This is a genomic window from Paenibacillus farraposensis, from assembly GCF_020736845.1.
In the GTDB taxonomy this organism is placed as follows: domain Bacteria; phylum Bacillota; class Bacilli; order Paenibacillales; family Paenibacillaceae; genus Paenibacillus; species Paenibacillus farraposensis.
This window is the reverse complement of sequence record NZ_JAFFQR010000095.1, coordinates 122918-134339: the sequence shown is the minus strand read 5'-3', so window position 1 is coordinate 134339 and position 11422 is coordinate 122918. Positions and strand designations below refer to the sequence as shown.

12 protein-coding genes and 1 pseudogene are annotated in these 11422 nt (G+C 46.0%); 4 read left to right on the top strand and 9 right to left on the bottom strand.

What is annotated here, in order from left to right; all coding sequences use genetic code 11:
- Nucleotides 1–371 (bottom strand): hypothetical protein (locus JO375_RS15615; RefSeq protein ID WP_229525330.1); only part of this gene is annotated, 371 nt, incomplete at its 3' end.
- Nucleotides 372–634: 263 nt separating this feature from the next.
- On the opposite strand from JO375_RS15615, the gene JO375_RS15610 reads away from it, so the two are divergent.
- Entirely contained in the window at nt 635–976 is a 342-nt protein-coding gene (locus tag JO375_RS15610; protein ID WP_229525329.1) for a hypothetical protein, read from the top strand.
- 229 nt (nt 977–1205) lie between these two features.
- Here JO375_RS15610 and JO375_RS15605 read toward each other — a convergent pair whose 3' ends face one another.
- The 5 genes from JO375_RS15605 to JO375_RS15585 all read right to left on the bottom strand — a co-directional run bounded on the left by JO375_RS15605 (nt 1206) and on the right by JO375_RS15585 (nt 7929).
- Nucleotides 1206–2174: a polysaccharide deacetylase family protein gene (locus JO375_RS15605; RefSeq protein WP_229525328.1), complete on the bottom strand. Its 969-nt coding sequence runs from the start codon at nt 2172–2174 to the stop codon at nt 1206–1208.
- Between the two features lie 12 nt (nt 2175–2186).
- A complete protein-coding gene (locus JO375_RS15600; RefSeq protein ID WP_229525327.1) occupies nt 2187–2966 on the bottom strand; it encodes a hypothetical protein in 780 nt (259 codons plus the stop codon).
- Between the two features lie 29 nt (nt 2967–2995).
- Nucleotides 2996–4564, bottom strand: coding sequence for a glycosyltransferase family 4 protein (locus JO375_RS15595; RefSeq protein ID WP_229525326.1), 1569 nt, complete (start codon nt 4562–4564; stop codon nt 2996–2998).
- 300 nt (nt 4565–4864) lie between these two features.
- A complete protein-coding gene (locus JO375_RS15590; RefSeq protein ID WP_229525325.1) occupies nt 4865–6580 on the bottom strand; it encodes a glycosyltransferase family protein in 1716 nt (571 codons plus the stop codon).
- Between the two features lie 56 nt (nt 6581–6636).
- On the bottom strand, nt 6637–7929 hold the full coding sequence (locus tag JO375_RS15585) for a nucleotide sugar dehydrogenase (protein WP_229525324.1): 1293 nt from the start codon (nt 7927–7929) through the stop codon (nt 6637–6639).
- Nucleotides 7930–8259: 330 nt separating this feature from the next.
- On the opposite strand from JO375_RS15585, the pseudogene JO375_RS25095 reads away from it, so the two are divergent.
- A pseudogene (locus JO375_RS25095) lies at nt 8260–8391 on the top strand (hypothetical protein); the annotation flags it as partial.
- Nucleotides 8392–8650: 259 nt separating this feature from the next.
- On the opposite strand, the gene JO375_RS15580 reads toward JO375_RS25095, so the two are convergent.
- From JO375_RS15580 to JO375_RS15570, 3 genes are all read right to left on the bottom strand, one after another.
- A complete protein-coding gene (locus tag JO375_RS15580; RefSeq protein ID WP_229525323.1) occupies nt 8651–9079 on the bottom strand; it encodes a VOC family protein in 429 nt (142 codons plus the stop codon).
- A 178-nt stretch (nt 9080–9257) separates the two neighbouring features.
- Nucleotides 9258–9608, bottom strand: a complete 351-nt coding sequence (locus JO375_RS15575) for a hypothetical protein (RefSeq protein ID WP_229525322.1) — start codon at nt 9606–9608, stop codon at nt 9258–9260.
- Entirely contained in the window at nt 9605–10177 is a 573-nt protein-coding gene (locus tag JO375_RS15570; protein WP_229525321.1) for a hypothetical protein, read from the bottom strand. The genes JO375_RS15575 and JO375_RS15570 overlap by 4 nt, the downstream gene beginning before the upstream one ends.
- A 226-nt stretch (nt 10178–10403) precedes the next feature.
- Here JO375_RS15570 and JO375_RS15565 point away from each other — a divergent pair, with 226 nt between their 5' ends.
- Nucleotides 10404–10601, top strand: a complete 198-nt coding sequence (locus JO375_RS15565) for a DUF3934 family protein (RefSeq protein ID WP_229525320.1) — start codon at nt 10404–10406, stop codon at nt 10599–10601.
- Between the two features lie 63 nt (nt 10602–10664).
- Complete coding sequence (locus JO375_RS15560; protein ID WP_229525319.1) at nt 10665–11357, top strand: pseudouridine synthase; 693 nt, start codon at nt 10665–10667, stop codon at nt 11355–11357.
- Nucleotides 11358–11422 lie beyond the last annotated feature (65 nt).

Here is an 11422-nt window from a genome sequence, read left to right as displayed (position 1 = left end):
ATGCCGATGCGGATGCCGACGCGGATGCGGATGCTGACGCCGATGCGGAAGCGAAAGCCGATGCGGATGCGGATGCCGACGCGGAAGCGAAAGCCGATGCGGATGCGGATGCCGATGCGGATGCCGACGCGGATGCGGATGCTGACGCCGATGCGGAAGCGAAAGCCGATGCGGATGCCGACGCGGATGCCGACGCGGAAGCGAAAGCCGATGCCGATGCGGATGCGGATGCCGATGCGGATGCCGACGCGGATGCGGATGCTGACGCCGATGCGGAAGCGAAAGCCGATGCGGATGCCGACGCGGATGCCGATGCGGATGCCGATGCCGAAGCGACAGCCGATGCGGATTCGAGAGCTGACTCCGGGCACAATACCTTTACGAACGGAAACAATACCGTGATCAACTACAGTGATAATAGTGGTGCATATGTCGCTATGACTTTATCTACACTTACTATATTGGAAGCCTTAAAAGGAAACCAGGATCCAAGTAAAATAGATGGTCTGATCTCAAGCCTGACTAATACACTGAACGGATTGTTGCAAGGAGGAAACGATAATCGTAAAGCTATCCTTAATGCTATTAATTCTCTCAGAAATGAGTAAAAAATTAAAAGATTGAGGAGGATTGTATGTCACAAACAAACATCTCGCGCTGTACACTTCCTGCGAAGAAAGATAGCGATAGTCTGTATGTGGAAATAAGAAACAGTAACGAAAAATTTAGTCGTCAATTTAACCTCAATGCATACGATAAAAATTCGTCGGAAAAAGAATCATTACCCGTGTATGTTGATGACCAACTTACACTTAAGGATACCCTGGAGCCCGGAACACAAAAAGTCTATAGAATAGACGTGTCGAAAGTAGTTGGAAAGATTGTTTTTGAAATTACTCAAAATAAGGGCGGTTCAGGTATTAAAGTATCCAGAAGCAACAAGAATCCATCTTCTGTAGTATTACAACTTAAATAAACTCTCTTGACCGACCGGATTACGGGGCTGTCCCAAAAACAGATCATTCTGTTTGAGGGCGGCCTCGTTTTTTTCTACACACGTTTATCTTCGCTTACGTTTGACTTATTTCCAGAACACAACTGTCCCCCTTTCGATACTTTATCCGTGAAAACGAGAAGATCCCCTCCTCAAAAGCGTTTGGCTTTAGGAGGGGAAACGTCATCTTTTTGCACTTGAAAGAGTATAATCACAAAAGTCTGTCGATGACCGGTACATAATCTTCACCCGGAGGTTCGTTCTTATGTTTTGCGTACCAATCTTTAAACGTGGTCACTTCAATTTCGGGATCGCTCGTCATGTAGTGAAGCAGCTTTTCGAAGGAAGAAATATCCGGATAGTCGGTTCCGTAGATTTCACAGTACACCGTTCCACCCGATGATTTATCCCTGAACAGAGCCGAGGGATCCTCAGCAGCACCAGCAGGCTTGGTTTTCTTGTTGATAAATGAAAAGCTGTGCAAAAAAAGGGTCATCTTTCTGAGCCCGTGGGCTTTCGCCAGCTGGATGACCTTCACTAATTCATCATAAGATAACCAATCCAGATCGAATTTGGATTTCAGACGTTCCCCGGTTTTCGATATAATTTTGACATAGGTGACCGGAATCTCGATGATGTTATAATAGGAAATTGTCTTATTCGTGGTCGGGATTTGTTCCAAATGATTATTGGGGTGCTGATAAAAGACCGAGGAATCGATCGGTATGCCGATCTCCGATAAAGCGTAAAGCGTGTTTTCGTCAACTGCATAAGATCCCCCTCTATGCGCAATCGGACATGATCCCGTTTGCTCCGCGATGAAATGTTTTCCGTACTCCAAAATATTAATTTGCTCCCGTAGCGGGTACTCATAGATCGGCTTGCTGTAAAACGGAAGCCTTCCGAACGGATGGGTATGCAGCTCTACTTCATGGCCCCTAAGATGAATATTCCGGGCAATCTTTTGGAGCAGGGCAGAATCGTACTTAACATCGTATACATCCAGAAAAAAATTTCCTTTCACCCGGTAATGATCCATGACATCCATTATTTTTCCGATTCCCGGCTGCTCCGGCAATCCCTCCCCGGTGATCAGCCGGGGGGGATTGAAATATGCGTCTTCCGTATCAATCGTAATAAATATCGTAAGCTTTTTCTCCGTTTGGTCTGGCTTTTTCATTTATTTCTCCCTTCAATCGGAATGAACAAGATAGGCGGGTTCGAAACCCGTTTTTTTCCGCCATGTAATCCGGCCTTCCCCGCCGTCATAGTAACGGCCATATACCAAATGCTCCAATCCTTGACCGTAAGGATTGTTCTGGTCCAAGATCCATTTCACGATATGCAAATGGAGATGGAACATAATCCCGTCCACCAAATAATCGCCATGTCCGAGTATTTGCGTGTATAGGGCGACGTTACCCGTCCGTCGCAAATGGATGAATCCGACAAGCCGTTCGTTCGTTACTATTTCTCCCTGTGTGTGACCCGGCGCATCCATAAAAGCTCCCCAAAAAATGGAGTAATGAAATGGACAATCTGGCATCCGAAAGTGATAATATTGCTGTGGCGGCCCCCCGATATCCTCCAATGTTTCAAGAAGAAACCCACTCCTCGGGCCCCCGCTGCGGATTTCCTTGGAATGAGTAATCGAGATGATATCTGGAGTAAACAGTCTTCTCACAAAGGGCTTTACATAGAACCCTTTACTTAACGACTTGCGAGCTGCATACTCCGCGGACCTTGTACTCTTGTATGTGCGTTTTGTTTTTACAATGAAGCTTTCGTAGGTTTGATTTCTCAGATCCAGCCAACCAGCAGGTGTTTCGAGCGGCTGGCTACGGCCTACGTAGTCGTATAAATAGTCAACGATATAGTCTTCACGGTTTTCTTGTGCCTCACAGGTATGATTATCAGGTCGATAACTTACGGTAACGACGGGCAAACTCGAATTGATACCCGATATTTCCAAAGAAACTCCTCTCCTTTTTCGTTGATTGCTTATTTCCGGTGTCCTAATTCGTTATAGACGTCAACATATCCGCGTGAAAGGTTGCTCCAGTCCCTTTCTTGCATCACCCATTCCCTCGCATTCCTTCCCAAGTAGGGATGCTGCTCGGCACTGGCTATCGCCTCCGCAAGCGACGCAGCATCTTCCGGCTGAAATATCAGGCCGGTGTGAGCGTTCGACACCATCTCTCGTAAGGCTGGTATATCGCTCACCATTACGGTTTTCCCCATCGCCATCGCTTCATATGGTTTCAGGGGTGTAACCAGTTCGCAAACCTTCGCCCGCGTGCGCGGAAACGGCAGAATATCCATGACCGAGTAAAACCTCCTAACCTGTTCATGGGGCACCGCACCGACAAATGAGACTTCCCTTTTCAGACCAAGTGACACTGACAGTCTATGCAAATCGGGCAAGGCGGGTCCGTCTCCGACGATAATCAGCTTTATATCGCTTCGCTGCCCTTTCAGGATAGCTAGGGCGTGAAGCAGATAGTCCAGTCCCTCATACTTCTCCAGGGTACCGACAAATCCAACAACCAGTTTTCCCTCGAGGCTAAAGGTCTCTTGCAACTCGGGACATGGCAGCTGCGGTTGAAAATTGTTGACATTTACTCCGTTATAAATAACTGTCATTTTCTCCGAAGGGATGCCGAGATCAATCAGATGCTTCTTTAAACCATCGCTAATGACAACGACCCGATCCGCAAGTCGGCAGCAGGTCAATTCATAAGCTTCGTGCAGGTGGTACCGCTCCGAATGCTCAAATCCTCTTATTTTTGAAGACTGGGTATAATGCCACATGCCTCTCACTTCATAAACGGACTGGATTCCGAACTTACGGGCGACCATAAGCGGAGGAAGAGCGTTTTGAAAATTCGATGCCGCATGAATAATGCCCGGCTTGAGAGACTCGAGCAGTTTGGCGAACCGATGGGCATATAACCGGAAATATTGGCTCATCGGAACCTTGTTCAACTCCGTATGGTTTGCATCGTACAGGCGATACATGTCAATCCCGTTGAGGCAGAAATGGACTGAATCTCGATGGCCAGCCGGAGGCCATTCCAGTTTTGTAACGCCGACGACTTCCAGTCCCATTTCCTTCTGATGTTTAATGATTTCCGCATTTCTCATGGTGTAACCGTTTATTGTGGGTAAGGATTTGTTCCATACGTGGACAATCGTAGAGCCATGAACGATTCGGCCCCAATCAACATTTAATTCCCATTGTTTGTGCAAATGCTGGATTTCGTCATGCGCATTTGCTAATTCATTGTCATAGAGGCGGCCAAATCGCTCATTAATCCGTTTCAGAAAAAAGAGCCGCTTCGTAATGTTGCCGAGCCGATGGTGGATACTCGCAAGCCGTCTGTACACTTGCACATTATTAGCGTCGATGCGATAAGCCTGTTTCGCATAGTTTAATGCAGTAAGAAAATCATTGTATTGACAGCAGATTTTCGCTAGATAGAGGAGGATTTTTACCTTCTGAAGGGCTGAGTAATTATGCAATTTCCGCTGAACTTCTTCCAGTTCACCCCGTTCGACCAGCCAGCGCATTCGCAAGCATGCCCAAGCATGTTTTCCGGAGAATAGATCGGTTAACAACCTATCAGTTTCATGGGTGATTGGCAGGTATGATCCGGATTTCAACAAAGATTGGCTGACAAGCTCCCACATTGACTGCCTCTTGGCTGCGGGAGCTTTACTCATAACGGATGCAATCTCGAGTAATTTATTTGTGTCCCATTCTTCCGAAGTGATTGCAGGATAATCATTCGAACTCGTACCCGGGTCAAATGGGCGTTTTCCATGTTTAGTCATCCTAAATGTTACTCACATCCTTTCGTTAGCATTGGCCTATACTGTGGCGTATGCTAAATGATCACCGCTACAGCTTACAGCCGTAGTTGTTTTGATATCCACCTCGTCCCCGGACAAGGAAGACTCGTCACTTTTCTTAACAATACGGATGTAATTGAATTTATCCGCTGCGAACATTTTCATACCATTGCTCCGACAGTCCGAGAAAAAACGTTCAAACTCCTCATTCGTCCTGCCGCGTAGCGAAATTTCGGATAAAACCTGCTTTTTTATGATCATTGCTTCCCCGCTTAGCCGCTCGACATATTGGTTCTCTTTATCCGGGGATACGAGCATCAGTTGTTTCCGGGTTTCCAGGTATAAATATCGGGTCAGCTTGCCGACGATAGTGGCATCCGTATAATGAAAGGCATGCATCAGGTCGGTCAGGAAATGTGCGGCATAATAATCCGTTCCATTCATCAGAGCGACGAAATCGTAACCGGTATGGCGAATGGCCAAACCGATGCGCTCGTCAAAAGGGGTCTCCTCGGAAAACAGATGTAGTACGACGTTTGGCTTGGATTGCAATTCCTTTACTTGCTTTTCGGATATGGCGGTCTCATCAAACAAAAGGATCAGCTCCTTATGCTCCAAAGCCTGGTTATGGAAACTGTTGAGCAGCCCATCCAGATAAGCATATTGATCCTGGCAGGCGATGATAGCCACTCCCTTATGCGGGGATGCCGCGATCCCGAGCGTTTTAAGGATTTGATCGAACCTGTGTCTGTACAAATGCTTTAAATGTACTTCCCGTAGCCCCAACAAACTGAGCCGCTCGCTATAATGGGCGTTATGAAGCAGGCTGTGCAGGAGAGCATTCGTCTCATCGACCGATCCCGCGATCGGCACAATTCCGGAAAACATAGTTTCGATTCCGAGGGAGTAAGTGCTGATTACATTCGTTCCTGCAGCAAGTATTTCAAAAACTCTTCTCGAAAACATCGTCGGGCTGTCCTTCACAGAGTTTACGTTTAAAAATACCTTATACAGCTTATATGCCTCTACCATCTCCTCATAGGGCAATGAGCCTACAATATAAGGTCGATATATTTTTGGAAACTTATAAACATTGTTGATTCTGTAATTGCGTTTTCGATCAAAGATATGCAGGTTAAGGCTCCGCGCTGGACCCAGAATCAACGACATATCCTTTGGTCTATGGGGGTATTTGGTTCGATACCAGGTTCCTGCGAAAGCCACGTTTTCCTTTGAATGATAGCTGGTATCAACGGGATTATGGAGCACGGGCTGAGCTGCAAAAGGGAGTACGTCGATCCGGTCGTGCCCCAGATCCCGCCTATACCGTTTGATACAGTTTGCGTCGGTAGTAAATACGTAATCGAATAACTTAGCGGTAGAGATGAAGTGCTTGTAGTTGGGGGAGTCCTCCTTGTTCCAAAACACCGTTGGTATTCCGTTTTTCCTGCAAAACCTGATGATTTCCCGTATTACCACGTCCCGCTTTCCGCCGATATCGTAAAGCTGGCGCCGCCATGATCTGTCAAGCCCTTGCCAGGCGGATTCTACTAATAACAGATTCGGTTTAAAATATTGGATTTGCCGCCTCCAAGTTGAGACATTCAGATGCATCAACTTGCATTCGTATTTGAAACAGGCATAGCTGAACGCATCCATGATACAGGCCACACGGATGTTAGGCCGACCGCAACCGCTTAACCTATACGGCTTGAAACGTCTAATCCTTTCCATGATCATTATCCGCAGTTGTTTACGATTCGCTCTTTGTTCATTCGTATCGAATAGACTCACCTTCTCTCACCTGGTTGTGCGGTATCATAGCGCGCAAGCGGCGTGCCGATTTTTTCGCATATAAATCCCGAAAGCCGTAGCCGGTTAAGATTCACCAGATTTCGGGTATCGATGATCCGCCGTGATCGCATTAACCTTCCGATCAGGTCGAAATCAATATCTTTGAATATCGTATGGTCGGTAAGCAGAACGATACAATCGGATCCCGTCACGGCTTCATGCAATGTGGGCACTTTATCCGTCATGTCTTGGTTGACATAGGGATCGTAAATTTTAAGCTGATAACCGTTTTTGCGAAGCTCGTTCATTACGACAAGGGAAGGACTCTCTCTGATGTCGTCTATATCCCCTTTAAATGCGACACCGAGCAGGGTGATGACAGGCTTATGGATATTACTTACCATTTCACGGATCCGATTTGAGACCAACTGAGGAACACTGTCGTTCGTTATCCGCGACAGCTCAATCAATCGGGTTGCCTTCGGCGCTTTTTCGAAAATAAACCATGGATCCACAGCGATACAGTGACCCCCGACACCAGAACCGGGTGAATGAATATGAACTCTCGGATGCGAGTTAGCCAATTGGATCGCTTCCCAAACGTCAAATCCAATCTCTTCCGCAATTCGTGCCAGTTCATTCGCCAATGCGATATTGACGTCACGGTACGTATTCTCCATCAATTTGACCATTTCGGCGGTTATGGTATCGGTAATATGAATGGTCCCCTCTACAATCTGTTCGTACAGTTCCGCGCACTTTTGAGCAGAAAGTGGGGTTATTCCTCCAATAATGCGGTCATTATGCTTCAATTCGTGAAACAACCTGCCTGGCATCACCCGCTCGGGAGAGTAGCAAACAAACAATTGTTCGCCAATGGCCAGATTCGTTTGTTTGAGTACAGGAAGCAGTACCGATTCCACCGTTTTGGGGGGCACCGTAGATTCGAGAACGACCAAATCTCCTTCCTTCAAAATGGGGACAAGCATTTCCGCAGCCTTGACAACTTGCGACAAATCAGCCGTCTTGCCGGAGGTAATGGGCGTCGGTACGGCTATAATAAAGGCATCCGCTTCCTGTGGCTGCATCGAAACTGTGAAGCTCCCTGAGTCGATCGCATCCTCCAAGGCTTTTTCCAAGCCAGATTCGTGCAAATGAACCCGTTTTGACCGTATCATATCGATCACAGTTGAATTCACATCGACTCCGTGCACATTTATTCCAGAATTGGCGAATATAACAGCTGTTGGTAATCCGATATAACCTAATCCTAAAACACATAGCTTCATCTCATCTCTCCGTTCTTGGGTATTTTCGAAAATAGATTATGAACCAGTTTTTGACGCGGTAACGGCACATAACACGGAAATATAAAAAAAGGCGTGAGCCCTATACGATGGTTTTCGTTGTATATGGCAATGCTATAACTGGGGAAAGCTATCCAAAGCCGTGGAAAAGAAGCTTTTTGGAAGGGTAGGAAGAATTGAATAAGGCGGAAAATTTTATTTTAAGGCGGGATCTATGGATGGCGGCGTATACTGTGGGTTAACCTGGTAGAAGCATGAGGCGAAACAAAGCCGTGAATTAAAGACGAAAGAGAGGGTTAGAGAGGGGAGACTGTAGTTATTCAAGGAGTCAACGACTTGGGAAAGTCAACAATTATCAAACTTCTATTAGGATTGTACAGTAAGTATGATGGTTTTATTGAATCAAAAAATGTTATTCTTTTCTCAGGCAGGCCTGTTGATTAACCACAAAATGGTACAAAAAGAGTCGTCAACCCGGTAAAATGTTTGTACCCCTACAAACGAACCGAAAGGTGACGACTCCATGAAAAGTCTAACACGGCTTTACCCATCACTACTGGTTGAATGGATGATTCACATCCATCACTACCGCAGGAAGTATTTAATTCTATTTTGGATATCAATATAGGAAACGACTGAGAATAAGCCCTCACAAAGCATTCAATCAGAATAGCTTGTAAGGGCTTATTCGTCGTATTAAAGACTAACCATCGGTCATTCCGTTATCATAATTAAATTGCCATTCAATCCCAAATTTATCTTTCAGACTTCCGTAGCATTTGCTCCAGAATGTTTCTTGGAGCTCCATTTTTACGGTCCCGCCTTCTTTTAATTTTTGAAAGACCGATCTGATTCTCTCCTCATCCTTATTGACGAAGGCGAGGCTGATGTTATTTCCAGCAACAAAAGGCATGCCGGGAAAAACATCTGAAAACATCACGTTACTTCCATCAATGTTGAGCCGTGTGTGCATGACCAAATTTTTCGCTTCTTCCGGTAAAGGATAATCGGGGTTGGACGGTGTTTCACCGAACGTCATGATTTTTGGTTTCTCTGTCCCAAAAACCTCTGCGTAGAACTCCGCTGCCTCACGACAGTTTCCATTAAAGTTAAGATAAACATCAACAGACATCTGCTGCACTCCTTTATGGCTGATTTCTTAACAGGCTAAATTCTCACTTCTCATTATTAACCTGTGCGCAAGCAAAAATACCACGGGTTCAGGTACAAGTTCAGGGACAAGAGAAAAACCCGCAAAAAGGCTGCTTGTCTTTAAGCAAACGATTTTGCGGGTTATCATTGTGGATTGCCTAGAGGGAAATCAGATTTGGAGTGGCTGGGTGATAGAGCAGATGACGTGAAATATCGCCAGGATGCTGTACGAAAAGTGGCCCCCAAGCAGGATTGATGTCGTGCATCAGCTTTAACAGCGACATCATCCGATTAACTATAACCTGCAGATCCGCTTCGTGAGAAAGTCCCTCGGTAATAGCAGCAGCTACCACATGCGCGGCATAGAAGCCGGAGCGGTGCTCATCGGTAAGCGAACCGGTGGTTTGCAGCAGGGTTCGTAAAAATGCAGCGATGCTCTCATCCTCGTTTCTCCAGTTTTGGATTTCATCCAGACTGTGATCCTCAAGGCTTCTGAGTCTGGTTTTCATGATAGCTTCAGCCACAATGCGGGCAGAGCGTTTTGACGTTTCAGGATCGATTGCATTTCCGTTAATTTTGATACTGACCAAGCCAGCAATCCGTTGGTTGCATGTGCAGGAGGAAGACTGACAATAGCTGCTTGCACTTTAAATACGGCTGTGGCGTCAGCGGGCCAAGTATACGGGCCATTTTCCGGCTCTCCCCATTTAATAAGTGCCGGAATAATGCTGAGTTCCAGTTCTTTTATTCCCTCGCGATCTTTTGCGCCAAGAAAACCGTCATACAGGTCACTCACAATCTCCTGAAAAGCATCGGACGCCAGGGCATTGTAGCCTTCTCCGTTTTGTAAAATGCTCTGAGCGATATCCAACATGAGTCTAGCCGTATTATTTCGGTTCGGGACTTGCAGTAAAATTTCAGTGAAGCCCTGTTGTCCAAGCTCTTCCAGTACTTTGATAAAAGGACAGGCAACCGTTTCCTGATAAATTTTCGGAAGCTTGGCTTTTGCCGCATGCAGTCTTCCCATCAATTGATGGTAATCCGTAGGGTCCGGCGGCCCCTGAAGATTGGAGAGCACAGCCTTCTTTTCTAGAGGAAATTAGCCGTTCAAGTGGTGAAAAGAAAGCTTTTTTGCGGCCTACAATAACATGTGTGGGCTTTTACGTATTTATGCGCTCCTTTATTTGGCACACTGAGGTCAGCATTTGAAATATGGAACCAATTTCATAACAAGCAGGCATTATGCTTGAAGTAATGGTATGATAGCGTAGTTACATCTTAACGACGACTATTGGAGTGATCATATGGGGGCAAAAAGCAAGGGCGGCGGAACCGGCAGAGGTACAGGCAGTAAGGGCTGGACACGCTGGAATAAAACAGCGAAGCCTGTAAGGAGAAAAAGCGCCTCTACAAGCGTACCGGGAAGTACAGCGGCAGGCGCTGCAAAAGGTGGCGTTGCCGCCAAATCAAGTGGGAACAAAGGTAGCGGCAGAAGTAAGTAAGCCAGGTATGTATATTTTGTATTTATCCATATATCTCATACTACGACGTAAAATAGGTGAATCATGCGAATTAACAAGTATATAAGTGAAACGGGATTCTACTCACGCCGGGAAACGAACAGGTTGATTGCCGCGGGGAGAATTACGATTAATGGCAAGGTTTGTGAAGCAGGGGCTCATGTAGAGCCACTGGATATCGTGCTGATCGATGGGGAAGCTATTCCGGCTAACCGGAGTGAACCCGTATATTTGGCGCTGAATAAGCCTATCGGCATTGTGTGTACGGCAGCGGAACAGGTGACTGGCAATATTATTAGTTATATCAATTATCCTACACGCATCTTTGCCATCGGCAGGCTGGATAAAGCGTCAGAAGGACTCATTTTATTGACGAACGATGGAAGTATTGTCAATCAAATGATGCGTTCCGAGCATGGTCATGAGAAGGAATATGTGGTGACGGTAGACAAGCCTGTTACAGATGAATTTACGCAGGCCATGTCTCGCGGTGTTGAAATATTGAACGTCATTACCAAACCGTGCAAGGTTGATCGTACGAGCGAATACGAGTTCCGCATCATTTTGACGCAGGGGCTGAACTTGCAAATTCGCAGAATGTGCAAGGCTTTGGGATACAGAGTGCTAAAGCTGGAGCGCGTTCGAATTATGAATATTACCTTGGATCATCTGGAACGTGGGCAATGGAGACATCTTGAGAGGGGAGAATTGGAGTTTCTTCTTTTTAAATTGAAATAGTAATTTAATTATCAGGGGGAATTTAACTTTGCTTTTTGATCATTGTAAATTTTATTTACTCTGTA

Excerpts from the sequence above, each read along its gene's own strand:
- JO375_RS15610 (WP_229525329.1), top strand. The coding sequence starts at position 635 with ATGTCACAAACAAACATCTCGCGCTGTACACTTCCTGCGAAGAAAGAT.
- JO375_RS15605 (WP_229525328.1), bottom strand. The coding sequence starts at position 2,174 with ATGAAAAAGCCAGACCAAACGGAGAAAAAGCTTACGATATTTATTACG.
- JO375_RS15595 (WP_229525326.1), bottom strand. The coding sequence starts at position 4,564 with ATGCGCTGGCTGGTCGAACGGGGTGAACTGGAAGAAGTTCAGCGGAAA.
- JO375_RS15590 (WP_229525325.1), bottom strand. The coding sequence starts at position 6,580 with ATGGAAAGGATTAGACGTTTCAAGCCGTATAGGTTAAGCGGTTGCGGT.
- JO375_RS15585 (WP_229525324.1), bottom strand. The coding sequence starts at position 7,929 with ATGAAGCTATGTGTTTTAGGATTAGGTTATATCGGATTACCAACAGCT.
- JO375_RS15580 (WP_229525323.1), bottom strand. The coding sequence starts at position 9,079 with ATGTCTGTTGATGTTTATCTTAACTTTAATGGAAACTGTCGTGAGGCA.
- JO375_RS15575 (WP_229525322.1), bottom strand. The coding sequence starts at position 9,608 with ATGAAAACCAGACTCAGAAGCCTTGAGGATCACAGTCTGGATGAAATC.
- JO375_RS15565 (WP_229525320.1), top strand. The coding sequence starts at position 10,404 with ATGGGGGCAAAAAGCAAGGGCGGCGGAACCGGCAGAGGTACAGGCAGT.
- JO375_RS15560 (WP_229525319.1), top strand. The coding sequence starts at position 10,665 with ATGCGAATTAACAAGTATATAAGTGAAACGGGATTCTACTCACGCCGG.